This window comes from uncultured Bacteroides sp. (assembly GCF_947632445.1).
Classification (GTDB): Bacteria; Bacteroidota; Bacteroidia; order Bacteroidales; family Bacteroidaceae; genus Bacteroides.
Window position 1 is genome coordinate 1 of sequence record NZ_CANRPM010000043.1, and the last position, 25,479, is coordinate 25,479.

Below are 25,479 nucleotides of genomic sequence, written 5' to 3' on the forward strand. Positions count from 1 at the left end.
TATGAAGAGAAATACCGGTTTAGCCGGTTATTCTATCCATATTTTTCCTGCAAGATGACGTAAAAAATGTAGCGTCGTGCTATTGTGCTATCCAACTAATCTTTCAAACAGGACAAGGGAATTACTTTGACTCCATCGGGGCGGGTATAGGCGATGTCTCCTCCTGTCAGGACAATGAGTAGATCGGGTTCGCGTAAGGGGACTTGCTTCTCTGCCTTGTTATGCTCCCTGACCAGCTCCCGAATCTGAAGCAGATGTCGGGAGCCTTCGTCTATCTCGCGGCTGCCCAGCTTGCATTCGATGAGTGCATATCTCTCGTCTTCCAAATGCAAGACCCAATCCGCTTCCAATCCATAGCGGTCACGATAATAGGAAATATGGCTGTTGAAACCTGCGGTATAGGCTTTCAGATCTCTGACACACATCTGTTCAAAGATGAAGCCGAAGGTTTTCAGCTGCGTTTCCAACGCATCCGCATTCACATTCAGGGCAGCCACCGCAATAGACGGGTCTGTAAAACAGCGTTTAGGAGAGCTGCGTATGGCAGTCTTGCTCCGAATGGCAGGACACCAGGCGTCCACATCCCGAATGACAAACAACTTTTCCAAAGCCCCAATATAGTCATCGAGGGTCGGCATGGACAAGGTGATGTCTTCCGAAGCCGTGATGTCGGCCAGTATATTGCTTTTCTTGGTTATCGTACTGATATTTCGGGCATACGACTTCAGGATTTTGCGGGCTATCTTGGGATTTCGCTGTTTTCCGTCGACCGTCGAAATATCATTCTCGCATACACTGTTCATGTAATCCTTGGCAATGAGCATGTTCGATTTCTGCGGCAGCTGCAACGATGCCGGCCATCCTCCCCGACAGGCCGCACGGATCAGGCCGGAAATGTCCAACTTGCCGGAAGCGCCGTCGATGTCATAATCAGGATTATCAAAAAGCTCCCGAATGGAGACTTCACCCGACGATTCCAAAGACTCCCACAAGCTCATCGGATAAATCTTCATGCGGGTAATGCGTCCGGTTCCCGTATGCCGTATCTTCGCCTTGTCTACCGTGTTGCTCCCTGTCAGGATGTATTGCCCCGGTCTGCCTCCTTCCTTATCTACAGCCGTGCGGACGGCATCCCACAAGGCGGGAGCATCCTGCCACTCGTCAATCAATCTCGGTTGTTCGCCCTTCAGCAGCAGGGAAGGCCTGGCTGCGGCAGTGGTCAGATATTCCGCTGCCTTGTCGGGGTCTTGCAGCTTAATCACACTCTTAGCGTGCTGCTCGGCCGTGGTTGTCTTCCCCGTCCACTTAGGCCCTTCAATCAGGACAGCTCCAAATGCTTCCAAGCGTTCCTGAAGTATCTTATCTGCGATTCTTGCCAAATATTTCATGGAATATGGTCTTTTTAGTCCGGTGCAAAGATAACAGTTCTTTTCGAGAAAGACACCTCCGTTTTGTATTTTTGTGGCAGTTCACTTTGTATTTTTGTGGCAGTTCACTTTGTGTTTTTGCGGTAGTTTTAACACTTTTTTTGTTCTCCGCCTCCATCTGTGGAGAATAAACCGTACCTTTGCGCGAAGCATGGAAGGAAGAACCGAAGACAGCCTATGACACCGACCGAAACCACTCTCCGATTTATAGCCGGGCACCGGCCTGCAGTGCGGCAAGTGTAACTTTTCCCTATTTCCTTGCGCTGCCATGCAGCACTTTCTGAAGTTCCGACGCAGTGCTGCGTGAGGGTGTCATGCCGTGCTGTATGGGGAGGTGACGAAGCACTTCGTCAGAGGGTCAGCCGGCACGTCGTCAGGACGGAAAGAATTGCCCGTGAAGAAAAGAGGAAGAAAAACGGGGTTTTTGCACGGATAAAACAGTCCTGTCACACCAATTTACTGATATACAGACGGTTGCTGCGACAGTGACAGGGGCCGTGCAAACTTTTTTGAAATATAATAAAAAATACCCTGCCTTTAAAGGAAAGGTATTTTTTATTTTTTCACGGAAATGTTTACCAAATGCCCTAAGGTGTCGCACTAATTTATTGATAATCCGGCACTTAAGGTGACAGGGCTGTTTTAAGGCCCTCAAATCTCCCAAAAATGATAAAAATTCGACGGGTTTATGTTGCTATAAAATTCCAATTATGCAGATGCCCCGTCTTTCTTCGAGAAAAACCGGTTAAAATGGAAAAAGCCCGGTACAATACCGAGCTCTTTCTATTACGGGATAATGTTTGACCTACCCAACTCCGGGGGAGTACTTCATCTGTGGAAGTTTTTCCTTTTTTATCGGGTTCCGGCCGGACGGCCTTGACCTTAGGCGTTGGCTCTTTTCTCTCTGATACGAGCTTTCTTGCCGGTGAGGTTGCGCAGGTAGTACAACTTGGCGCGACGAACTTTACCGATCTTGTTCACTTCGATGCTGTCGATAGCCGGTGATTCGATGGGAAAGATACGTTCCACCCCTATCGTGCCCGACATCTTGCGCACGGTAAAGCGCTTCTTTTCACCATGACCGGAAATTTTGATAACAACGCCGCGATACAGCTGAACGCGTTCCTTGTTACCTTCTACGATACGGTATGCTACGGTTACGGTATCACCTGCCTTGAAACTGGGGTGCTGCTTGCCGGTAGCAAATGCTTCTTCTGCAATTTTAATTAAATCCATTGTTCTAATTGGTTAAATTGTTATCGTTACTACGCAACATACCAGGCTTCTCTCTGTTTTTTCCTGACAGCGATTGCGCGAAAGCGGATGCAAAGGTGCGAATTATTTGTCGGATACACAAATGTTCGGCGTTTTTTTTGCGCTTTTGTGAGGAAAAGCCGCCATTCGTCTTTGTTGAAGGGCTGTTCACCCGGAGCGGAGACTGAAATGGCGCTTTCTTTTCGCATGATGGTCATCTCCGTTATACGAATTGTGCGTGCTTGCGATTTGGGATACTTGAAACGTCGGTCGGAAAAATGTGGCATTCTTATTGGCGTTGCCTATTGGTTTGTTCCGATTTTTTTCGTATTTTTGTGTCGGTTAGAAAATACGGACGAACGATGAAGAAGAAAAATAAATATTCGAAGTGGATCACGGCTGTAGGGTTGGTCTGCGTATGTGGCTTGGTCTCCTGCCGTGCGGAATACGAAGTGACGAAGGTGGAAGGCACGCGGGTGGCGATGGATGCGGTCTGGGATGCGACCCCTGATGGGGAAGCTTTGGCGTTGCTGAAGCCCTACAAGGCCGGGGTGGATAGCGTGATGGGCGAGGTGAAAGGCGTAGCCGCCGTGTCGATGGATCGCTTCAGGCCCGAAAGTCCCTTGTCCAATCTTATTGCCGACGTTCTGCGTCAGGCCGCTTCCGGCGTGCTGGGCTGTCCGGCCGACGTCGGATTGGTCAACATGGGTGGCATCCGTAACGTGCTGACCGAGGGCAATATCACCACGCAGAACATCTACGAAATCCTGCCCTTTGAAAATTCGCTTTGTGTGCTTACGCTGGGCGGAGCCGACCTGAAAAAGCTTTGCGCCAACATTGCCGCCCGGGGTGGTGAGGGCGTGAGCGGGCTGAACTTGGTCATTGATGCCGACGGCCGCCTGCTTGAGGCTACCGTGAACGGACAACCCATCGACGAGGGACGTACCTACACCGTGGGCACCATCGACTTTCTGGCCGAGGGCAACGATGGCATGACAGCCCTGACCTGTGCCCAAGAACGCCGATGTCCCGAAGGAGCCACACTCCGCGGTCTCTTCATGGACTATGTGGAGCGGGAGACCGCCGCCGGGCGGAAGATAGAAGCACGCATCGAAGGCCGTGTGGTGGTGAAGAAATGAATGTAATCTCAAGAAAGAAAGGACTATCGCAATGATGAAACGAATCTATATGCTGCTTTGGCTGGCCGGATGTCTGGCGCTGAGCCTCTCCGCCCAGCAGACGAAAAAACTCTACCTGCTCCAGACGAGCGACATGCATAGCCGTGTGGAGCCTTTGGCTCCCGATGCCGCCGACGCCGATGCCGGCAAAGGTGGATTGGCCCGTCGGGCTGCTTTTGTCCGCCAGTTTTGCGCCGAACATCCCAACACGCTCGTGCTCGATTGCGGCGACATTTCGCAGGGCACGCCCTACTACAACTTCTATAAGGGCGAGGTCGAAATCCGGCTGATGAATCTTATGGGCTACGATGCCATGACCATCGGCAACCACGAATTCGACTTCGGCATGGAGAACATGGTACGCCTCTTCCGCATGGCCCGCTTCCCGGTAGTCTGCTCCAATTACGATGTGACCGGTACACCGCTCGAAGGATTGGTGAAACCCTATGTGGTTATCGAACGCGGAGGCCTGCGCATCGGCCTCTTCGGCCTGGCTCCGCAGCCTGAGGGACTGATACAGGCTGACAAATGGCAGGGCATCGTTTACAAAGACCCCATCTCCGTGGCGCAGGCTATGGCCGACCGGCTCCGTAACGAAGCGCATTGCGACGTGGTTCTCTGTCTTTCGCACTTGGGTATCCGCAGCATCGACCCTAAAGCCGCGAGCGACGAGAAGTTGGTGGCGCTCACCTCAGGCATCGACGCCATTCTGGGCGGACACTCGCACATGTTCATGGAGGCTCCCGCCTTCTATCCGAACGCCGAAGGACACGAGACGCCGGTATTCCATACGGGCAGGAACGGCGTGTATGTAGGAGTATGGACATTGACATTGACAAAAAAATAAGCTTCTATCCGCCATGAAAAATACTCCATTGAAACGCATTTGCCTGCTGGCTGTTCTGATATTGTTCTTTGTCAACCGTCCTATGTCCGATGCCCACAGCGTGCCTGCACCGCCTCCTTCTACACCTCGTGGAGAGGCGTCTCTCCTCTATGCAATGCGGGACGATACGGGTTGCCGCCAATGGGTGGACTCCGTCATGCGAACCTTGAACCTGCGCGAGCGCATCGGCCAGCTTTTCGTCTATACCCTTGCTCCTACACAGGACAATGCCAACGTAGATCTGCTCCGTCGGGTGGTGAAGGATTACAAGGTGGGAGGCCTCCTGTTCTCTTCCGGCGAGGTACCCGACCAGGTGGCATTGACCAATCTGGCTCAGGAATGGGCCGACGTGCCTCTGATGATTACCTTGGACGGCGAGTGGGGCCTGGCCATGCGCCTGAAGGAGACGCCCCGCTTCCCGCGCAACATGATCTTAGGATGTATCCGCAACGATAGCCTGCTCTACGAATACGGACGCGAAGTGGCCCGCGAGTGCCGCGAGATGGGTATTCACGTCAATTTTGCTCCTGTGGCCGACGTGAACATCAATCCCTCGAACCCCGTCATCAATACCCGTTCCTTCGGGGAAGATCCTGCAAACGTGGCCCGCAAGGTCGTGGCCTATGCCCGCGGACTCGAAGACGGAGGCGTAGTCTCTGTGGCCAAACATTTCCCCGGCCATGGCGATACGAATGTCGATTCGCACAAAGCTCTGCCTACATTGCGCTTCTCGCGCGAAAGGCTGGATAGCGTGGAGCTTTACCCCTTCCGCCAAGTGATAGAGGCCGGACTGAACGGGATCATGGTGGGCCATCTGGCTGTACCCGCTATAGAGGGCAGGGAAGGAATACCCGCCTCCCTTTCGCGCAAGATTACGCACGACCTTCTGATTGATGAGTTTCGCTTCAAGGGACTGGTCTTTACGGACGCTCTCGCCATGAAGGGCGTTTCGGGGAACACTTCCCTCTGCCTTGAGGCGTTGAAGGCGGGCCATGACCAGCTGCTCGTGCCGCGCCGCATCAAAGAAGATGTCGAAGCGGTGCTCCGTGCCGTGAAGCGTGGCGAACTGTCCGAAGAAGACATTGCGTACAGATGCCGCAAGGTGCTGACTTACAAATATGCCCTGGGCTTGAACCGAAAACCTTTCGTGCGCCTTTCGGGACTCAGTACACGACTCAATACGCCCCAAGCACGCGACCTCGTGCGCCGCTTGAGTCTGGCGGCCGTCACCGTACTGGGCAATGAGGAGAAGACGCTGCCTTTGGATCCTACGGTGAAGGACGTGGCCGTAGTCAGCGTGGGTAACCATGCGGAGCTGATGCCCTTCATGCAGACCTTGCGCAACTATGCCGAGCCGGAGCGTTTCGACGTGATGCGTGGCATGAGTGCTGCACAATGTGCCGCTTTCCAGAAAAAACTTGCTTCCTATCGGCGGGTGCTGGTGTGTGTCACGGAAGACAACCAGGATGCCTATCGCACTTTCTTTGAAACCTTCGCTCCAGAAGTCCCCGTGGTCTATGTCCTTTTCGTTCAGGGTTATCGGTTGAAGTCGTGGATGGGCGGATGTCTCAAGAAAGCCTCGGCCGTAGTCCTGGCTCATTCCTCCGACGAGGACGTACAACGGGGTGTGGCGGACATACTCTATGGCGTGGCGGATGCCGACGGGCGTCTTTCGGCCAGTATCGGCGGAGCCTTTGCCGCGGGTGAGGGTGTGACCATCAAGGCGCGTTCGCTTCCCCGCTACAATCCCGACGAGCACGGCATGGATGCGGGCATCCTTTCCCAAATCGACGACATCGTGGAGGAAGGCATTCGCAAGGGCGCTTTTCCCGGTTGCCAGGTCGTCGTGTGGAAGGATGGGCACGAGATGTTCAACAAGGCCTTCGGCACACAGGGAAAAGGAGGAAAAATCCCCGTAGAGGCGACCGATGCCTACGACCTCGCTTCGCTCACCAAGATGACGGCCACCCTGCTGGCAGTGATGAAACTCTATGACCAAGGCCTTCTGAACCTGACCGACTACGCCTCGACTTATCTTCCTTTCCTGAAGGAGACGGACAAGGCGCGTATCACTATTCGTGAACTATTGATGCACGAATCGGGGTTGCCTTCCACCATCTTGTTTTATCAGGATGCTATTGATAAAGAAAGCTATACCGGCCCCTTGTTCAAGGCGACCGCCGACCGTCTCCACACCGCCCGCATCGGGCATAAAACGTGGGGCAATCCCCATTTCCGTTTCCGGGAAGGGTTGACTTCTCCGTTCAAGACCGATAGCTGCACCGTTCAGGTGTCCGACAGCCTTTGGCTCCGGGCTTCCTTCAAGGAGGAGATAATGCAAAAGATTGCCGATGCACGCCTTCTCGACAAGCGTTATCGCTACAGCTGCGTGGGGTTCATCCTCCTACAACAGGTGGTTGAAGCCCGTACAGGCCTTCCGATGGACGAGTTTCTCCGGCGGGAGTTCTACGGGCCGATGGGATTGACGCATACCGGTTTCCGTCCTTTGACTTTCCTGTCCGCTCGCCACATCGTGCCTACTTCGGCCGATACCTTCCTGCGCAAGACCACTTTGCGGGGGTTCGTCCACGACGAATCGGCCGCTTTCTTAGGCGGTGTGTCGGGCAATGCCGGCCTGTTCTCGAATGCTTCCGAAGTGGCCGCCCTTTGCCAGCTGCTGCTCGACGAAGGTGTCTATCAGGGTAAGCGTTATCTGAGTGCCGAGACTTGCCACACCTTTACGACACAGACCTCGCGCATCAGCCGTCGGGGACTGGGCTTCGACAAGCCGGACCAGGGCAATGCACGCGTCAATCCGTGTTGTGAGTCCGCTCCTGCTTCCGTCTATGGTCACACGGGGTTTACGGGTACTTGTGCCTGGGTCGATCCCGACAACGGCCTTGTCTATGTGTTTCTGAGTAACCGTATTTCTCCCGATGTCTGGAACAACCTGCTGTCGGAGCTGGATGTGCGTGAACGCATTCAGGAGACGATATACCGGGCTTTGCGTACAGGAAAATGACAGAGAAGGGGGATGTATAATCTGTATTCGACAGGACAATGTACATTTATTATGGGAAACAACAATTTTGCCGGATGCGGTTTTATATTGTTCATCTATGTTGCAAACGTATAAAGTTTGTTTTATCTTTGATGCCGTTGATAGAGTTTGCTCGATTTGTTTTATGAGATAGTTTTGGATTTTATAATTTAATGATTGTTTTGGCTATGAGAAAGGCTGTTTTATTGTTACTATGGTGTAGTGTATTGGGAATTTCGGTGTATGCCCAAAAAAGTTTTGTTTTAAAATCCCCGGCAGGTAATTTACATACAACGATCGTGGCGGGTGAACGATTGACCTACGATGTGGTATGTGACGGTCGCCAGATAATGGCTCCATCGGCTATTTCTATGACTTTGGATAATGGAACGGTGTGGGGCAATGATGTCCGCATTCAAAAAAACCGTCGTAAAAGTGTGGACGAAACGGTGTTTTCTCCCTTCTATCGCACCGCTCAGATGAGAGATCATTATAATGAATTGGTTTTGTTCTTTAAAGATCATTATCGGGTCGAATTTAGAGCCTATAATGACGGCATTGCTTATCGCTTTGTAAGCGATGTGAAAAGCCCTTTTAAAGTGATTTCGGAACAATCTGATTTTAATTTCCCTTTTGATGCGGTGGCTTCTGTTCCGTATGTCAGAAACTGGAATGAGAAAGATCCAGACGCTCAGTTCTTTAATTCATTTGAAAATGAATATACAACGGCGTCTTTATCCGAGTTGCATAAACAAAGGCTGATGTTTTTGCCTTTGGTTGTGGATGTAGGTGAAGGTGTGAAGATGTGTATAACGGAAACGCATTTGGAAAATTATCCGGGGCTTTATTTGTCCGCTTCCCAAGATAACCGGTTAAGTGCGGTTTTTGCTCCTTATCCGAAGCAAATGAAACAGGGCGGGCATAATCAGCTTCAGATGGTGGTGACCGAACGGGAGAACTATATAGCCAAAGTTGAGAAAGCCCGCGCGTTTCCCTGGCGTATAGCCATCGTCTCCACGTCGGATAAGGATTTGGCCGCTTCCAATCTGAGCTATTTGCTGGCAGCTCCTTCACGTGTCGAAGATACTTCCTGGATTAAGCCGGGCAAGGTGGCATGGGAATGGTGGAATGATTGGAATCTGGAAGGTGTTGATTTTAAGACAGGAATTAACAATGAGACCTATAAGGCTTACATTGATTTTGCCGCTTCCAAAGGGATAGAATATGTTATTCTGGATGAAGGATGGGCCGTGAATTTAAAAGCGGATTTAATGCAGATAGTCAAGGATATTGATTTACGCGAATTGGTGGACTATGCGAAGGAGCGCAATGTAGGCATTATTCTCTGGGCCGGTTATTATGCTTTTAATCGTGATATGGAGAACATCTGCCGTCATTATTCGGAAATGGGGATAAAGGGCTTTAAGGTTGATTTCATGGATCGTGACGACCAGATAATAACCGATTTCAATTACCGTGCGGCTGCGATGTGTGCCAAGTATAAGCTGGTTCTTGATTTACATGGGACGTCTAAGCCGGCAGGCTTAAATCGGACTTACCCCAATGTCCTTAATTTTGAAGGAGTCAACGGATTGGAGCAGTTGAAGTGGGCTTCGGCATCCCATGACCAAGTAAAATATGATGTTATGATTCCGTTTATCCGTCAGGTTGCCGGGCCGATGGATTACACCCAGGGAGCGATGCACAATGCGGCGAAGGGCCATTATTACCCTTGCTATTCTGAACCGATGAGTCAGGGAACGCGCTGCCGTCAGTTAGCGTTGTATGTCGTGTTGGAGTCTCCGTTGAATATGCTTTGCGATGCTCCTACTAATTATATGCGTGAGCCGGAATCTACCGATTTTATAGCACAAATCCCTACGGTATGGGATGAGACGAGGGCTCTGGAAGGCAAGATGGGCGAATATATTGTTACAGCCCGTCGTAAGGGAGATGTTTGGTATGTAGGTGGAATTACCGATTGGAATATCCGTGAACTGACTATTGATTTGTCTTTTTTGCCTGAAGGGGAATATCAGCTTGAACAATTCTGTGACGGAGTAAATGCCCATCGTAAAGGAACGGATTATCGTAGACAGCTTGGTGAATTGGCTTCCGATAGAAAGATTCAAATAAAAATGTATCCGGGTGGTGGATATGCAGCTAAGATCCAGAAGAAATAACTTTATGTGAGTTCGAAATAAGGATAGATATAATCTGCTGTTAAATAGAAACATAGTGATAAAAGGGTAGTATTTCGCCGGCAGACACATTCGGCGAAACACTACTCATTGTCTTATGCTATTTTGTTAATCATCAAATAAAAGGAGATTTAATTTCTTCATTCGTTGCTTCCAACTTGAAAAAGACGGGACGTAATCCATCATTGCAGCAAGTAATCGCGACTCCCGGCTGGCGTACCCAATCATTGAAATAAAACTGCTTTGCTCCATTGGCTAGAGCAAATACGTATGGATGAATGGTTCGCCACGCTCCATCGCAGAAGCCTTCGGGTTTGCCCAACTCGGCATAGAACACCTGTCCTTCTTTCATCAGACTGCATGGTTTCAATCCCGGCATCCCGTAGTCGCGGGCTAAATCTTCATTGAAAGTGGAACGCAATACGGTTATTTTTACTTTCTTCATTGTCTATTTTTCTATTATCATTGATACTAATACCAATCGTGCTTCTCGTTCCGGTTAAGGGCGGCAATCTGCATCATTTCGTTGTCGGTCAGAGAGAAATCGAAAATTGAGATGTTCTCTTTAATATGGTCTGGGTTGCTCGAACCGGGAATGGCAACCACGCCTCGTTGCAAGTGCCATCGAAGGATTATCTGTACAACCGATTTGTTGTGCCTGGCTGCAATTTCGGATAATACAGGGTCGTTCAAAAGTTCCTTTTGATGTCCCCTTCCACCGAGCGGATACCACGCCTCTGTCACGATACCGAGGCTGTGCAAATGCTCCATCACCTCCGTGTCCTGATAGTACGGGTGCATTTCGTTCTGCACCAGCACGGGCTTGATGGTGACTTGTGGCAGGAAATCGTTTATCTCCTTGACGTAATAGCACGACACTCCTATTGAGCGGATTTTACCTGCCGCCACATATTTCTCCATCGCTTTGTATGCCTTCACATCATCCGTGCCGGGATGATGAAGCAACATGAGGTCGATGTACCCGATGTTGAGTTTTTGCAGGCACTCCTCAATGGCAGCTTCGGGGTCGGCGTATTGATTGGGGTAGAGCTTGGTTGCTACAAAGATTTCCTCACGTGGCACGCCCGATTCGCGGACACCTTGTCCTACCTCCTCCTCGTTGCCGTACATGTGTGCCGTATCTATTTTGCGAAAACCGGCAGCCAGTGCAGCTTTTACAGAATTAACGCAAGTGGCTCCGTGCAGGCTGTAAGTCCCCAGCCCGATAATAGGCATGTCGTAACCGCTGCTTAACTTTATCGTAGGGGCATTGCCATTCGTTCCTTTCGAGAGGTCGAATGCTCCTGCCTTCGTGTTATGATTAAAATTCAGGTTCATACTTTCAATCCAATTATTTATCGTTTCTTTTGATTCGTTTCCGCTGAACCGTCGTCCCTGTTTCCATTCGGAACCGGTTGCCAGACGGTGCAGGTCGGTATCGCTTGACCCGACACCGCTGGAATGTGAGGTACAGAACGGAACGACGGTCTTGTCCGTAAGGTCGTGACTTTCGAGGAAAGTATAGATGCCTTTCGGAGCCATTCCCCACCAGATGGGATAACCAAGGAAAACCACGTTGCAGTCGGCCAAAGCATCGCACTTGCCTTTGATGGCAGGACGTGCCGACGGATCGTTCTGTTCGCGGTTGGCACGGGATGATGAATCGTTGTAATTCAAATCCTCGGATGTGTAAGCTACTTCCGGCTCAATGCGCCACGCCGCCGCTCCGGTCGTTTCGACAATCCGGTCGGCAATACCTTTGGTCGTATTCGTACAGGAAAAATAGACTACCAAGACACGGTCACTTGCAGATTGTGGGTCAGATGTAGAGTCGTGATTCGGTTCCGGGTTGGGTACGGACGGGGTTTCTTCGGTTTTCACCGATTCGTCGGTCGGGCTGCAAGCATTGGCAGTCAGCAACAGTCCCGGCAATATTACAGATAATAGCCACATTCTCATCTCTTTATTATTTAAGATTATTTTGAAGGAACGCTCGACTTCTTCACGCAAGCGGAGAAGTCGAAATCTGTTTCCGTAATTCACTCTCCGTTTTGCATTCTTTCAATTACATCATTTATCTTTTACATATCATGTATAGCTGCAAAATTAGGGCGTTCTGTCATGCGACACGCTACCTATCTTACGGGCAGAAGTACCCAAATTATGTGTTTTGCTCTACGATGCTTTTATTATCGGTGAAAATGTATTTCCTTTGTACGAAACATTACGTTATTAAAAGAAAAGTTTATAGAATATGGATCAGATAATAAAAGCGGACACCATCGAACAATATAACCGTTTTTTCGAGTTTGAAACACGCCATCCGTTGGTTGGCATCGTGCATTTCGACAGTTCCGTGCCGCAGCCTACCCACCGGATGACGCTGGGCTTTTATGCGTTGTTTCTCAAAAAGACGACCGGATGTATTATCAACTACGGAAAGACAGTCTATGATTTCGATGACGAAACAGTCGTCAGTTTTGCTCCGGGACAGACCGTCGGCATCCATCGACTGGAGGACGGTCCTGCTCCAGATGCCGTCGGCCTATTGTTTCATCCCGATTTTCTGCACCGTACCTCGTTGGGACAGAAGATGAAACAGTATTCGTTCTTCTCTTACGCTTCCAATGAGGCGTTACATCTATCGACCGAAGAGCGCATCATTCTTCAAGATTATATGGAGAAGATCGCCCAAGAGTTACAGCACCCTATCGACAAGTTTTCCAAGTCGCTGATTGTTTCTAACATAGAGGTGCTGCTCAACTATTGTATGCGTTTCTATGAGAGACAGTTTGTTACTCGTGAAGAATTGAACAACGGTGTGCTTGTACGCTTCGAGCGTATGTTGAGTGAATATTGGGATTCCGGTATGGCAAAACTGCACGGGTTGCCTACTGTGAAATACTTTGCAGACAAGATCTGCCTTTCGCCAAACTATTTCGGCGATTTGGTAAAAAGTGAAACAGGCAAGACCGCACAAGAACACATTCAACTCAAAATTGCAGAGGTTGCCAAAAGTGCTTTGCTGGATGCGAACCTGAATACAAAGCAGGTAGCCGATATGATAGGCTTTCAATATCCACAACATTTTCTCCGTTTCTTTAAAAAACAAGTCGGATGTACTCCAAAAGAGTTTGTGAATAGTGCAATAGCATAAAAAACAGTTTCTTTCCAATCCCCATTTCTATGAAAAGAAGCCCGTCATGGATGTAAACTTTATCAATGACGGGCAGTTTATATGTCTATAAATATTATTTCGAACTCACGTGAAAGTTGAGAACATTCTGCCCCTTAAAGAGAGAGCAACCTTTCGCGATGTGGGTGGAGAAAACTTATGACTTTCGCTCTGCGCCCATCTTCAGGAGGATGTCGCGGCACTCAGCTTTCTTACGGAGAGGAGGAATAGGACAAACGCCGATACCGTTTCGCCAATCAACACGGATTTACCTAATAATTCGGTTGTTGTCTCCGCTTCTGGATAATTCAAATTCAGATAGACAGAAAGACTGTTGTTCAATACATGGATGAGGATGCAGGGTATCAGACTTTGCGTGCGCCAGTAAATCCATGCCAGCAGGAAGCCCATGATTGAGGCATTGACAATCTGTGCGGGATTGAGATGAACCACACCGAACAACAGGCCGGAAATGAGGATGGACACTGCCGGAGAATACTTCTGTAACAACGCTTTCATAACGGCTCTGCGGAACACGAACTCTTCCAATATAGGCCCTAACAGCACTATGCAGAGAATGCCCGTCCAGCCGGATTGCAGTGCATCGAATGTTTGTTTCATCAGGTCGGGCAGGAACGTCAGTTGCGACATCAGCACGTCTGTCAGACACATGCCCGATACGCCTGCCAGCAGTCCCCATCCCAGTCGGGAGTAGGGAGTAAAGGCATATATCCGACCGTCATCGACTAAATAGCCGTTTCTCCACAAATAGATGGCGATAAACACAAAGCCTGTCAGCATGGCCGGAACGATGGCTTCTGTCTGCACTGTCGTAATATCAAGTGTCCCCGTGGTGACAAACTCGTAAATCATCACACACGGTGCAGCTACCAGCGAACCAAATATCTGCAACAGATAATAAATCAAGATTAATTTGATAACTGTCTTTATGGCGTTTCCCCTTTTCATCTGTTATTAAATGCCGGTTATCAGATTGCCGATAAATGCTGCCATGATGGTGAACAATATAATCAGAACCGTGATGCACATGCTAACTGCTTTCATAACTCAACCCTTTTTAATGATATTGTTTCTGTTGCCCGATAAGTATTTATCCCTTTTTTCAATGTGCAAAGATTAAATATTTTTCTGAGACTACCAAATAAAACGGTAAATCTGATTTCGGGCACTCTGACGAAGCACTGCATGAGAGTCTGATAAAGCACTGCGTGACACCCTGACAAAGCACTGTATGACGACCTGACGAAGCACTGTGTTAGCCTGTAACGAAGCACTGTGTGGCAGGGTCACGGAGTACGGCCTGACCCATTAACGGGAAGGGGAAAGCAAGGCATGCGCCTCGGCGGCATCGCGATGAAGCTGTGCGGCCAGTGAGTCGAGCGAGTCGAACTTCCGTTCGGGACGGATGCGCTGCACAAAGGTGATACGCAGGGGATGGTGGTAAATGTCGGCATCGAAGTCGAAGATGTGCACTTCGATGGTGCGGTTGGCGCCATTGTCCAGCGTAGGACGGCAGCCGATGTTCAGCATGCCGCCGTAGGTACGGCCGTCTACTGTGACGCGGACTGCATAGACACCGCGGGCGGGAATGAGTTTGTTGGGGGCGTCGACGTTGAGGTTGGCTGTGGGATAGCCCAGCTTGTGGCCTACCTGGAAACCGCTTCCCACCGTGCCGTTCAGGAAGTAGCGGTAACCCAAGTAATCGGCTGCGCGGGCTACCTCGCCCTCGTGGAGCAGACGGCGGATGCTGGACGAACTGACACGCAAGTCTTCGCCTGTTTCTCCCGGAATATCCAGGGAGGCAGGCAGGCAGACTTTGCCGGGCAGGACTTGAATGCCCAGTTCGCGGCCATAGCGCACGTAGTCGTCGAAACCCTCGCAACGGTTGTGGCCGAAGCGGTGGTCGTAGCCGATGAAGAGTGCGCGGATATTGTAGCGGTGTATTAAAAGTTCCATGAACTGCCGGGCAGAAAGTGCGGCCAGGGTGGGTGTGAAGTCGAGCAGCAGGCAATAATCCGACCCTGATTCATCCAGTAATGCCAGCTTTTCGTCGCACGTAGTCAGCAGTTCGGCACGAAAGTCGGGCTGCATCACACAGCGCGGATGAACGGGGAAGGTAATCACCGTTGAAGCCATTCCCTGTTCGGCTGCTGCGACCTGTATCTGGTTGAGCAGAAAACGGTGGCCTCGATGCACACCGTCGAAGAAACCGATGGTGGCCACACTTGGGCGTATCTGCTTTACTGGAATATCGGATATTTGCAACACGGTCTTTTTCAGCTTTTGAACAAATGACCCCAGTCTTCGTGCGCCTTCGGCATGTAGGTGCGTATTCCCAGTGTTTCGGCCGCACGGCAGTTGCTTTCGGCATCATCAAGAAATAGCGAACGGGCCGGATCGGCTCCCGTCTCGGCCAGCATTTGTTGGAAGATGGCTATATCGGGCTTGGCCAGTTTCATCTCGTAGGAGAGGAAGATACGGTCGAAGAAATCTTCCACGCGATGGCCTTTATAGGAGAATACATGGCGGAGAGACCATTGCCAGTGGATGCCGTTGGTGTTGCTCAGCAAGTAGAGCTTGTAGCGGTGGCGAAGCTCCAGCAGCAAGTCGAGCTTGTAGGAGGGAATACCTATCAGGAAGCTGTTCCACGCTTCGTCTATCTGCGCGTCAGTTACATTTACCCCTGTTGTCCGGCGAATTTCGTCGCGGAACTCTGCATCGGTAGTCAGCCCTTTCTCGTGAAGCAGGAAGAACCCCTGCTGGTGGCAGACGTCGAGCATCGCCTGTACGTTAGTAATGCCCAATTCGTTGAAACGGTCGATGCAGCGTTGGCGGTCGAGATCTATCAGCACGCCGCCGAAGTCTATAATCAGTGTATCTATTCCTTGCAAATCCATCATGCTTACATTTGTTGTTCTTTATTTTTTCGTAAACGCTGAACCCAACGTATCAGCTCACCTATCCATAGTACCGGTGAGGAAGAAACGGTGATCAGCAGCCATGTTTGTCCGTCGAGCGGCACAGTGCGGAATACGGCGCCACCGAACTGTACGATGAGGAACTGCCCCACCAAGATAGCCAACGCGATGAACTCCATGCCATAGGACTTCGAGATGCCTTTGAAGGCAGAGTCGGCTGCGCCGAACGCACGGGCATTGAAGAGGTTCCAGAACTGAAGCATCACGAAGAAAGTGAAGAAAACAGTCAGTTCGCGCACCGTCAGGCCTCCCCGTTCAAAATAGAGCAGCATGCCCATCAGGATGCCGGCAAAGAGCGAGCCTACACCGAATATCATCCTCTGCATGGGCTTGGTGATGATGAAATCGGTCGGCTTGCGGGGTTTCTCCTTCATCACGCTTTCGCTGGGCGGAATGGAGGCCAATGCCAGGGCGGCAAAGGTATCCATGATGAGATTTACCCACAACATCTGCGTCACGGTGAGTGGCAGATCGGTATCTGCCAGCGAGCCCAGCAGTACGATGAACAGGGCTACGAAGTTGATGGTGAGCTGGAAGACGATGAAACGCTGGATGTTCTTGTAGAGCGAACGCCCCCACATGACGGCGGTACCGATGCTGCTGAACGAGTCGTCCAGCAGGGTAATGTCGCCGGCTTCCTTGGCTACAGATGTCCCCGTGCCCATAGAGAGACCTACCTGTGCATGGTTCAGGGCGGGAGCATCGTTCGTGCCGTCGCCCGTTACGGCTACCACCGCTCCTTTCTGCTGGAGCAGTTGTACGAGGCGCTGTTTGTCCGTAGGGCGTGCACGCGACATAATCTTCAAATCCATCACCCGGTCGAGTGCCTCTTCATCACTCAGGGCTGCAAAGTCGGAGCCGGTAATGTGGTTACGTTCCGTGTCTTCAGGCTTCCACAGGCCTATCTGGCGGGCAATCTCTGTAGCAGTGCCCGGCGTATCGCCCGTTACAATCATCACGCTGATGCCGGCTGACCGGCACTTCTGCACAGCGGCAGGCACATCCGGGCGGATGGGGTCACTGATGGCTGCCACGCCCACAAACGAGAGGTCGCCATCTGTCATTAGGGAAGCGCAATCACGCGTATCGTCGTCGGCAACGATTTTATAAGCGAAGCCCAGAGTACGCATGGCCATGTTCTGATAGTCCCGCAGTTGGGCTTCGATGGTGGAGCGGCAGGCAGCGACATCGGTACGCTTGCCGTCCAATATCACGTCCTTGCATTGAGCCAAGACTATTTCAGGAGCACCCTTCACATAGAGCACTTTCTTATTCAGGAGGGGAGACTGCACCAGCGTGGCCATGTACTTGCGTTCGGTCGAGAAGGTCAGCTGATCCACTATCTGTGCCGCTTCGCGCAGCTTCAGATAGTCCTGCCCCTGCTTGTTGAGCCATAAGAGCAGAGCTGTTTCGGTGGGATTGCCTATGCCCTTTATTTTTCCGTCCGCCTCTTCGAGGAAAGCAGTGGAATTGGCGCTGATGCCTTCCTTCACCACACGGCTCAGTTCGTCGTCGGCCAGTTCGCCACAGTTCTTCAGCCCGTAGAAGCCGGGGGCGTACACTTGCATCTGGTTCTGTGTCAACGTACCCGTCTTGTCAGTACAGATGACGGTGATGGCGCCCATTGTCTCGCAGGCATGCATCTTGCGTACCAAGTTATTGGTGGAGAGCATGCGGCGCATGTTCAGTGCCAGACTCAGGGTAACGCTCATCGGCAAGCCTTCGGGCACGGCCACTACAATCAATGTGACGGACATCATAAAGTATTTTAGCGTGGCTTGCAGGGCAGGTAACCAATCGGCGAATTTGTGGAAAGAAGAAAAGTCGTAAAAGAGGATGACATCTTTCACAAAGAAGATGGCAAAGGTCAGTCCGGCTACGGTAAAACCAATCTTGCCAATCAGGTTGGCCAGTTTGGTAAGCTGGATATTCAACGGGGTAGGCTCGGTTGTCTGTTCCGTACTTTGACGGGCCACCTTACCGATTTCAGTACCGTCGCCTACGGCTTCGACACGCATCATGCCATGACCATCGACCACCGTCGTACCGCGCAGCACCCGGTTGGAAGGATACGTGGCTTCCTTATCGAAGTCGGCTTCGATAACCGTTTTAGAAACCGTCGGTTCTCCGGTCAGATTAGATTCATTTACTTGTAACGAAACGCCCTCTAACAAGGTTCCGTCGGCCGGCATTTCTTCACCGGTCTCCAGAATGGCGACATCGCCTACCACCACATCCTTGCGGGGTACTTCCTGTATGTGCCCGTTACGGACTACCTTGACCGGCGTCTCTTCGTTGACAGTGTTCAGCAGGTCGAACTTCTTGTTGGCATCGTATTCGAAGAAGAAGCCGATACTTGTAGCCAATAGAATAGCGGCGATGATGCCGATTGTTTCGGCATATTCATTTTCAACAATCGAAATGATTAGTGAAAACAAGGCGGCGGCAAGCAGTATTTTTATGACAGGGTCTTGAAACTTCTCCAGATAGAGCTTGAGCAGGGAGGGACGTTCGGGAGGTGTCAGCAAATTTGCCCCATGTTCGGCACGGTTTCGGCGTACTTCTTCGTCGGTCAGCCCGATATGATTGGTATTTCCTTTCGTTACGCTCATGCGGATTGTTCATGTTTTTTAATTGGGCGGCCACAAAATAATGGCATTGCATCCGGCCCTTCCTTTGAATACACCTGCCCGACGATTGGGGAAGCCCCGATTTGAGGTCGCTCATGGATGGAAGAAAACGGAAAGGGGAGCCTCGTAATCACGGAGCCTTCTTTTCTTTAATGTCGCAGCTGGCCTCCACTACATTCACTACGTAATCGCCCAATTTCTCGCACTCGGCGATGATGTCCATGTAGTAGACGCCCATTTGATAGCTGTATTCCTTGTTGTTTACATCTATGATGTTCTGATTTTTCAATTGGTTTCGGTAATTATTGATTTCGTTTTCCAGGTTGTAGGACTTGTTTACATCGACCGGATGATGCTCGGTGCGCGCTACCACTGCGATCATTTGGGTAAGGGCTTCGTCGGCCAGCTTCATCATGCAATGGATATGATCGTACTGCTTTTCGTTGAAGTCCTCATTGGCTTGGCGCTTACGGTTGATTGTACGGGCCAAGTTATAGCAGCTGTCTCCGATGCTTTCTATTTCGGTCACTTCGCGGAGCATGCCTCGTATCTGTAACTTACTTTCCGAACTTAAACGTCCTTCGGATACCTGATTCAGGTAGTTGGCAATCTCCAGTTCCATGCTATCGCTGATGTTCTCATACTTTTCCACCCGGCTGAAGACGCGATTGAAGTCGTCGTCCTTTTCCGTATGCAGCAAGTCGCTCACCATGCCGAACATGCGGCGTGTGCGCTCGGCAAAGAGATGGATTTCTTTGTTTGCCTGCAAGATGGAAAGTTCGGCCGTAGAAAGCATACCGCCCGAAATGAAGCGTAAGCGATATTCCTCGTCCTGCTCCTTGAGGGGGATGAGGGCGCATACGGTACGCTCGATGAAGGGAACGAACCATGCCAATATCAATACGTTACAGATGTTGAAAGCCGTATGGAAAGCGGCAAGTTTGAAGGGAACCGCCACCGCAGGGTCGGTAGAACCCATCACATTGACCACGAACCAAGACACGGCATTCGTGAAAGGGACGAAAAGAATAAGCACCCAAATGACGCCGAAGATATTGAATACCAAGTGTGCCAATGCCGCCCGGCGGGCTTGGGTATTACCCGTCAATGCCGCCAAATTGGCCGTAATGGTAGTGCCGATGTTTTCGCCCAATACCAATGCGGCACCCAGCTCAAAGCTAATCCAGCCATTGGCGCACATAATCAATGTAATGGCCATAGTGGCGGCCGAGGCTTGTACAATGATGGTCAATACCGTACCGACGAGAACAAAGAGCAGAATGGAGAGGAACCCCATATCCGTATAGTTCTGTACGAAGGAGAGCATATCGGGGTTTTGGCTCAAGTCGGGGGCATTGTTTTTCAAGTAGGAGAGGCCCATGAACAGGAAGGAGAAGCCGAAAAGAAACTCGCCGGCCGACTTGCGGTTACTCTTTTGGGAAAAGATGAGCGGGATGCCAATGGCCAGCAGCGGAAGGGCGAAAGCGGCGATGTCGATTTTGAAGCCCAAGGCGGAAATAATCCACGCCGTGACCGTAGTTCCGATATTGGCACCCATGATGACGCCGATGGATTGGGAGAGGGTCAGCAGCCCGGCGTTCACGAAGCTGACTACCATAACGGTAGTCGCAGAAGACGATTGTACCAAGGCGGTTATCAGTACGCCGGTCAGCACACCGGTACCCCGATTGGTGGTCATTGCCGTCAAAATCTTCCTAAGCCGGTCTCCGGCAAACTTTTGAAGGCCTTCGCTCATAATCTTCATTCCATAGAGGAATAAAGCCAACGAGCCGAGCAGCTTTAAAAAATCATAAAAAGAATACTCCATCTTTAATTATTTAAAGGGTTTCTTTGCTTCATGGGTTAATTAAACTTACCTTTAGTGCTCTCAAACTCCATAGAAGAAAGCTTATGAAACACATGGTAGAAATTTGCTGCAAAAATAATAATATTTATAAAGAATTCCCTATCGGAAGCTCACTTTTGGAGATTTATTCCGGGTTAAATCTCAATTTCCCCTATCAGGTGGTGAGTGCGAAGGTCAATAACCGCTCCGAGGGGCTTACTTTCCGGGTGTATAACAACAAGGATGTCGAGTTTCTCGATGTACGCACCCCGTCGGGCATGCGCACGTATGTACGCTCGCTTTGCTTCATTCTCTATAAGGCGGTGGAGGAATTGTTTCCCGAAGGCAAGCTCTACGTGGAGCACCCTGTGTCCAAGGGCTATTTCTGCAGCCTGCATATCGGGCGGCCCATCGAGCTGGAAGACGTGCAGGCCATCAAGAAGCGGATGCAGGAACTCATAGCCGAGGACATTCCTTTCCATCGCACGGAATGCCACACCCAGGAGGCCGTGCGCGTATTTAGCGAGCGGGGCATGGACGACAAGGTGAAACTGCTGGAGACGTCGGGTTCGCTCTATACCTATTATTATACGCTGGGGGACACCATCGACTATTATTACGGCAACTTGCTCCCCAGCACGGGGTTCATCAAGCTGTTCGATGTCGTGAAGTATTACGACGGCCTGCTGCTTCGCATCCCCAACAAAGAAAACCCCGATGTGCTGGAAGAGGTCGTGAAGCAGGAGAAAATGCTCGACGTCTTCAAGGAGCACCTGCGGTGGAACCACATCATGGGGCTGAGCAGCGTGGGCGACGTGAACCGGGCTTGCCTGGACGGGCATGCCACCGACCTTATCAATGTGGCGGAAGCCTTACAAGAGAAGAAGATAGCCCAGATAGCGGATGACATCCTCCGGCGGACGGAGAACGGCACCCGCGCGCAGTTGGTGCTGATTTCCGGCCCCTCGTCTTCGGGCAAGACGACCTTCAGCAAGCGGCTCAGCGTGCAGCTCATGGCCAACGGGCTGCATCCCTATCCCATCTCACTGGACGATTACTTCGTCGATCGCGAGCAGACCCCGCTCGACGAGAAGGGGAACTACGACTACGAGTCGCTCTATGCGCTCGATCTCAAGCTCTTCAACGAGCATCTTCAGGCCCTGCTGCGCGGCGAGGAGGTGGAGCTGCCCCGCTTCAACTTCACCACTGGAAAGAAGGAGTTCAAGGGCGACAGGCTCCGCATCGACGAGCATGTCATCCTTATCCTGGAGGGCATCCATGCGCTGAACCCCGAACTGACGCCCCAAATCTCCCGTGAGAACAAGTACAAGATTTATGTATCGGCCCTCACCACCATCTCGCTGGACGACCATAACTGGATACCCACGACGGACAACCGCCTGATACGCCGCATTATCCGCGACTACAACTACCGGGGCTATTCGGCACAGGAGACCATCTCGCGATGGCCGAGCGTGCGTGCGGGCGAGGACAAATGGATTTTCCCCTATCAGGAGAACGCGGATGTCATGTTCAACTCGGCCCTGCTCTTCGAGCTGGCGGTGCTGCGCAGCCATGCCGAGCCTATCTTGAACAGCGTGCCGCGAAATTGTCCCGAATATGCCGAGGCCTACCGCCTGCTGAAGTTCATCAAATACTTCACCCCCGTGCAGGATAAGGAGATACCGCCCACCTCGCTTCTGCGTGAGTTTCTGGGCGGGAGCAGCTTCAAATATTAAGGAAGGAGGAAATATCTTTTTTGTCTTTTTCATACGAAATGGCATATTTTGCTTACCTTTGCACGCGATAAAAACATATTTGTATGAAAAAGATACTTCTCATAGGGCTGGTGTCCGCTTTATGTTTCTGCGGCTACGGCCATGCACAGAATCGTGCCGCCGACTTGATGAAGCAGGCACAGGAGAGTCTCGACAAGCATGCCTACGTCACGGCCCGCTATTTCTTCCTCCAGGCCTTCAGCGCTTATGCGGAGGAGGGCGACTATGACCGGGCCGTCGCGTGCGGCGTCCAGGCCTGCGGACTCTATCATCGGGAGAACTACTATAAGGAGGCCTTCGAGGTGCTGAACCGCGCCGAGCAGGCAGTGGCCGCCGGCGAACAGAAAGGCGGAGCGCCGATGCCCGCCCTGCGCTACCCCATCGTCAAGGAGCGGGTGCGCATCTATCTGAACGTGGGCAAGCCGGGCAATGCCAAGACCCAGCTCGATTTGTTGGAGAGCCTCGTGAAGAAGGCCGATACCGACTCGCTGAAGACCGACCTTCTCTACACCCAGGCCGCCTACTACTACACCCTGCGGCAGAACGAGAAGGGCGACGGCGTCGTCCGCCGACTGATCGGGGAGAGCTGCCGACGGCAGGCCGAGGAGGCCCAAACCCGCTACGACACGCTGAAGCAGCAGTACGACACGAGCCTTCGGACAATCGAAGAGAAAGACCGCTCCCTCGCCGCCAAGCAGTATTTCATCGTCGGCCTCTGCGTCCTCTCCGTCCTTCTGGCGGCAGCTTTGGTGGGGGCGGCGGCCATCCTGCTGCACTTCTTCGTGCGGAGCCGCCGGCAGAAGAAGGCCATCGCACTGGCCAACGAGCATAACGAGCTGAAGACGCGCTTCATCCAGAACATCTCGGCCCAGATGGAACCCACGCTCGCCACGATGGACGACCGCCAGCCGGGCGTACAGGCCCTGCGGGGCTTCGCGCAGCACATCCAGGAGCTGTCCGAACTGGAGCAGTCGCTTTCCGAGCCTTACGAGGCGGAGGAGAAGAACGTGAACATCTTCTGCGAGGCGGTGATGGATAAAATCCGGCAGGCGAATACGAAAGACCTCGTCCTGGCAGTGAATGCGCCGAAGCTGAACGTCCGCCTGTGCCCCGAACCTCTGGAGCACGTCCTGCTCCACCTGCTGGAGAATGCCGTCCACCATACGCCCGAAGGGGGCAAGGTGACGCTCGAATTCAGGAAGCGCGGGGCGCACGTCCAGCAGTTCATCGTGACCGATACGGGCTGCGGCATCCCCGAAGAACAGCGCGGATGCCTCTTCAAACCTTTCAGCGAAATCAAGGATCTGACGCAGGGCGACGGCCTCGGCCTGCCCATCTGCTCGCTCATGGCCATCCGCATGAAGGGCACGCTGACGCTCGACGAGAGCTATATAAAGGGCGCCCGCTTTGTGCTGGAGCAACGGCCTTGAATCCGTTTCGGATCGGAGAAGGATAGATTGGGGGGAACTCTTCTCCTTGCCTGCTTCAGCGCAGGGCTTCCACTTCCTCAGGGGTAAGTGGAATTTTTTTGCCCAAGCGGCGGGCGCCCCCGGCGGTTATGAGATAGTCTTCTTCGTTACGGATGCCTCCGAAGCGGCGGTATTCCTCCACCTTGTCGTAGTTGATGAAGTCGGTGAATTTCCGCTGGCCGCGCCACAGGTCTATCAGTTCGGGGATGAAGTAGATGCCCGGCTCTACGGTGTGGACAAATCCCGGCTCCAGGGGGATGGCAAGCCGCTGGCTTTTCCGGCCGAACTGGGTGCTCTTGGGCCGGCCGTCGTAGCCTACCCACTGTTCGCCCAGGTTCTCCATGTCGTGCACGTCGAGGCCCATCATGTGGCCCAGGCCGTGCGGATAGAACAGTGCGTGCGCTCCTTCGCGGACGGCATCTTCGGCATTGCCCTTCATCAGCCCCAGGTCTTTCAGCCCCTCCACCATGACGCGGGCCGAAAGGTCGTAGACGTCCATGTAGGGGATGCCGGGGCGCAGGGCGTCGACGGAGGCGCGGTGCATGGCGTTCTGTATTTCGTAGACGGCCCGTTGGCGGGGCGTGAAAGTCTTGTCGGCGGGGACGGTGGACGACATGTCGCCGCAGTAGCCCGAAGGCAGCTCGGCTCCGGCGTCGATGAGGAAGAGGTCGCCCGGACGGATGACGTTGCCGTGATAGTGGTTATGCAGCGTCTGGCCGTTGACGGTGGCGATGGTGGCGAACGAAAGCTCGCAGTTCCGGCTCTCGGCCACGCGGTTCATTTCGGCCGTCACCTCGTATTCGTACATGCCGGGCCGGATGCATTTCATGGCGGCGATGTGCATGTCGGCGGTCACGTCGCAGGCGCGCTCTATCTCGGCAATCTCTTCGTCGGTCTTGTAGTTACGCTGTGCCACGACGGCGCGGATGAAGGGCACGGAGCCTTCCTGGCGGGCGACGGGCAGTCCCAGCCAGTCGAGGAGCTTCAGCTTGTGTTCGGCGCGATAGGGCGGCAGGTAGTGGATGCTCTGACCCTTCTGAACGGCCTTATGCAGGTAGGCCGTGATGTGGGCAGCCGGCCGCGTGTCTGCTATTCCCACCGCTGCTGCCTTTTCGTGCAGCGTCGGCTGCGTTCCCATCCAGACGATGTAGTCGATGCTCAGTTCGTCGCCGAAAATGATTTCGCGGTCTTCGTCGATGTCGATGATGGCCGACAGCCCTGCAAAGGACAGGCCGAAGTAGTAGAGGAACGTCGAGTCCTGCCGGTAGCGGAACGTGTTATCCTCGTAGTTCAGTCCCTGTTCGTCGTTTCCGAGGAAGAGGAGGACTCCTGAGCCAACTGTTTCCTTCAGCCGGGCTCTGCGCTGTATGTATGTCTCTTTTCCAAACATAGTTTCACTCGTTTTCAGTTTCTTACGGTCGGTTTCGTTTCGTGTTTGTCGTTTTCCTGTTTTCAATTCTCTCTCGTGCTGCAAGGGGAAGGGCTTCGGCGGGGGCGCGTCGGGCTTTTCCCTTGTCGGCAGGAGCAAAGGTAAGCACTTTCCTCCGGCCCGCCAAAAACGGGGCACCCGTATTCGGTGAAAATCTGTTAATAAAA

The 25,479-nt window shown here is 52.2% G+C and carries 17 protein-coding genes; 7 read left to right on the top strand and 10 right to left on the bottom strand.

Annotated features, from left to right (window positions below):
* Positions 1–95: 95 nt before the first annotated feature.
* Together Q0Z70_RS09250 and rplS are read right to left on the bottom strand one after the other, a co-directional pair.
* Positions 96–1,388, bottom strand: coding sequence for a DUF4143 domain-containing protein (locus Q0Z70_RS09250; protein ID WP_298073859.1), 1,293 nt, complete (start codon positions 1,386–1,388; stop codon positions 96–98).
* Positions 1,389–2,309: 921 nt separating this feature from the next.
* Positions 2,310–2,663, bottom strand: a complete 354-nt coding sequence (gene rplS / locus Q0Z70_RS09255) for a 50S ribosomal protein L19 (RefSeq protein WP_298073860.1) — start codon at positions 2,661–2,663, stop codon at positions 2,310–2,312.
* Positions 2,664–3,043: 380 nt separating this feature from the next.
* Here rplS and Q0Z70_RS09260 point away from each other — a divergent pair, with 380 nt between their 5' ends.
* The 4 genes from Q0Z70_RS09260 (at position 3,044) to Q0Z70_RS09275 (ending at position 9,968) form a co-directional block, all read left to right on the top strand.
* A complete protein-coding gene (locus Q0Z70_RS09260) occupies positions 3,044–3,820 on the top strand; it encodes a 5'-nucleotidase C-terminal domain-containing protein (RefSeq protein WP_298073862.1) in 777 nt (258 codons plus the stop codon).
* Positions 3,821–3,854: 34 nt separating this feature from the next.
* Complete coding sequence (locus Q0Z70_RS09265; protein ID WP_298073880.1) at positions 3,855–4,706, top strand: bifunctional UDP-sugar hydrolase/5'-nucleotidase; 852 nt, start codon at positions 3,855–3,857, stop codon at positions 4,704–4,706.
* 154 nt (positions 4,707–4,860) lie between these two features.
* Positions 4,861–7,767 (top strand): glycoside hydrolase family 3 N-terminal domain-containing protein, encoded by a 2,907-nt coding sequence (locus tag Q0Z70_RS09270; RefSeq protein ID WP_298073882.1) that lies wholly within the window; start codon positions 4,861–4,863, stop codon positions 7,765–7,767.
* A gap of 206 nt (positions 7,768–7,973) precedes the next feature.
* Positions 7,974–9,968, top strand: a complete 1,995-nt coding sequence (locus Q0Z70_RS09275; protein ID WP_298073865.1) for a glycoside hydrolase family 97 protein — start codon at positions 7,974–7,976, stop codon at positions 9,966–9,968.
* A 133-nt stretch (positions 9,969–10,101) separates the two neighbouring features.
* On the opposite strand, the gene Q0Z70_RS09280 is transcribed toward Q0Z70_RS09275, so the two are convergent.
* Positions 10,102–10,431, bottom strand: coding sequence for a TIGR04076 family protein (locus tag Q0Z70_RS09280; RefSeq protein WP_298073866.1), 330 nt, complete (start codon positions 10,429–10,431; stop codon positions 10,102–10,104).
* Between the two features lie 26 nt (positions 10,432–10,457).
* Positions 10,458–11,939, bottom strand: a complete 1,482-nt coding sequence (locus Q0Z70_RS09285; RefSeq protein WP_298073867.1) for an aldo/keto reductase — start codon at positions 11,937–11,939, stop codon at positions 10,458–10,460.
* Positions 11,940–12,240: 301 nt separating this feature from the next.
* Between Q0Z70_RS09285 and Q0Z70_RS09290 the strand changes: the two genes are divergently transcribed.
* Positions 12,241–13,143, top strand: coding sequence for a helix-turn-helix domain-containing protein (locus Q0Z70_RS09290; protein ID WP_298073869.1), 903 nt, complete (start codon positions 12,241–12,243; stop codon positions 13,141–13,143).
* Between the two features lie 201 nt (positions 13,144–13,344).
* Here Q0Z70_RS09290 and Q0Z70_RS09295 read toward each other — a convergent pair whose 3' ends face one another.
* From Q0Z70_RS09295 to Q0Z70_RS09315, 5 genes are all read right to left on the bottom strand, one after another.
* Positions 13,345–14,130, bottom strand: coding sequence for a CPBP family intramembrane glutamic endopeptidase (locus tag Q0Z70_RS09295; RefSeq protein WP_366807243.1), 786 nt, complete (start codon positions 14,128–14,130; stop codon positions 13,345–13,347).
* 360 nt (positions 14,131–14,490) lie between these two features.
* Positions 14,491–15,447 carry a riboflavin biosynthesis protein RibF gene (gene ribF / locus Q0Z70_RS09300; protein WP_298073885.1) on the bottom strand — a complete coding sequence of 319 codons (957 nt, stop codon included), beginning with the start codon at positions 15,445–15,447 and terminating at the stop codon, positions 14,491–14,493.
* An 11-nt stretch (positions 15,448–15,458) separates the two neighbouring features.
* Positions 15,459–16,079 carry an HAD family phosphatase gene (locus tag Q0Z70_RS09305; RefSeq protein WP_298073887.1) on the bottom strand — a complete coding sequence of 207 codons (621 nt, stop codon included), beginning with the start codon at positions 16,077–16,079 and terminating at the stop codon, positions 15,459–15,461.
* 5 nt (positions 16,080–16,084) lie between these two features.
* On the bottom strand, positions 16,085–18,772 hold the full coding sequence (locus Q0Z70_RS09310) for a calcium-translocating P-type ATPase, PMCA-type (RefSeq protein ID WP_298073871.1): 2,688 nt from the start codon (positions 18,770–18,772) through the stop codon (positions 16,085–16,087).
* Positions 18,773–18,920: 148 nt separating this feature from the next.
* Positions 18,921–20,618 (bottom strand): Na/Pi cotransporter family protein, encoded by a 1,698-nt coding sequence (locus tag Q0Z70_RS09315; protein ID WP_298073874.1) that lies wholly within the window; start codon positions 20,616–20,618, stop codon positions 18,921–18,923.
* An 83-nt stretch (positions 20,619–20,701) separates the two neighbouring features.
* Here Q0Z70_RS09315 and Q0Z70_RS09320 point away from each other — a divergent pair, with 83 nt between their 5' ends.
* Both Q0Z70_RS09320 and Q0Z70_RS09325 read left to right on the top strand, forming a co-directional pair.
* Positions 20,702–22,375, top strand: coding sequence for a nucleoside kinase (locus Q0Z70_RS09320; RefSeq protein ID WP_298073876.1), 1,674 nt, complete (start codon positions 20,702–20,704; stop codon positions 22,373–22,375).
* Between the two features lie 83 nt (positions 22,376–22,458).
* A complete protein-coding gene (locus Q0Z70_RS09325; RefSeq protein ID WP_298073878.1) occupies positions 22,459–23,844 on the top strand; it encodes a HAMP domain-containing sensor histidine kinase in 1,386 nt (461 codons plus the stop codon).
* A 55-nt stretch (positions 23,845–23,899) separates the two neighbouring features.
* Here the strand turns inward: Q0Z70_RS09325 and Q0Z70_RS09330 are convergent, their stop codons facing one another.
* A complete protein-coding gene (locus tag Q0Z70_RS09330; RefSeq protein ID WP_298073889.1) occupies positions 23,900–25,273 on the bottom strand; it encodes an aminopeptidase P family protein in 1,374 nt (457 codons plus the stop codon).
* Positions 25,274–25,479: the final 206 nt, after the last annotated feature.

Coding starts and splice junctions, on each gene's coding strand:
- Q0Z70_RS09265 (WP_298073880.1), top strand. CDS start 3,855: ATGAAACGAATCTATATGCTGCTTTGGCTGGCCGGATGTCTGGCGCTG.
- Q0Z70_RS09270 (WP_298073882.1), top strand. CDS start 4,861: ATGCGGGACGATACGGGTTGCCGCCAATGGGTGGACTCCGTCATGCGA.
- Q0Z70_RS09305 (WP_298073887.1), bottom strand. CDS start 16,079: ATGGATTTGCAAGGAATAGATACACTGATTATAGACTTCGGCGGCGTG.
- Q0Z70_RS09320 (WP_298073876.1), top strand. CDS start 20,702: ATGAAACACATGGTAGAAATTTGCTGCAAAAATAATAATATTTATAAA.
- Q0Z70_RS09315 (WP_298073874.1), bottom strand. CDS start 20,618: ATGGAGTATTCTTTTTATGATTTTTTAAAGCTGCTCGGCTCGTTGGCT.
- Q0Z70_RS09260 (WP_298073862.1), top strand. CDS start 3,044: ATGAAGAAGAAAAATAAATATTCGAAGTGGATCACGGCTGTAGGGTTG.
- Q0Z70_RS09275 (WP_298073865.1), top strand. CDS start 7,974: ATGAGAAAGGCTGTTTTATTGTTACTATGGTGTAGTGTATTGGGAATT.
- Q0Z70_RS09280 (WP_298073866.1), bottom strand. CDS start 10,431: ATGAAGAAAGTAAAAATAACCGTATTGCGTTCCACTTTCAATGAAGAT.
- Q0Z70_RS09310 (WP_298073871.1), bottom strand. CDS start 18,772: ATGAGCGTAACGAAAGGAAATACCAATCATATCGGGCTGACCGACGAA.
- Q0Z70_RS09295 (WP_366807243.1), bottom strand. CDS start 14,130: ATGAAAAGGGGAAACGCCATAAAGACAGTTATCAAATTAATCTTGATT.
- Q0Z70_RS09325 (WP_298073878.1), top strand. CDS start 22,459: ATGAAAAAGATACTTCTCATAGGGCTGGTGTCCGCTTTATGTTTCTGC.
- Q0Z70_RS09285 (WP_298073867.1), bottom strand. CDS start 11,939: ATGTGGCTATTATCTGTAATATTGCCGGGACTGTTGCTGACTGCCAAT.
- Q0Z70_RS09330 (WP_298073889.1), bottom strand. CDS start 25,273: ATGTTTGGAAAAGAGACATACATACAGCGCAGAGCCCGGCTGAAGGAA.
- Q0Z70_RS09290 (WP_298073869.1), top strand. CDS start 12,241: ATGGATCAGATAATAAAAGCGGACACCATCGAACAATATAACCGTTTT.
- Q0Z70_RS09250 (WP_298073859.1), bottom strand. CDS start 1,388: ATGAAATATTTGGCAAGAATCGCAGATAAGATACTTCAGGAACGCTTG.
- rplS (WP_298073860.1), bottom strand. CDS start 2,663: ATGGATTTAATTAAAATTGCAGAAGAAGCATTTGCTACCGGCAAGCAG.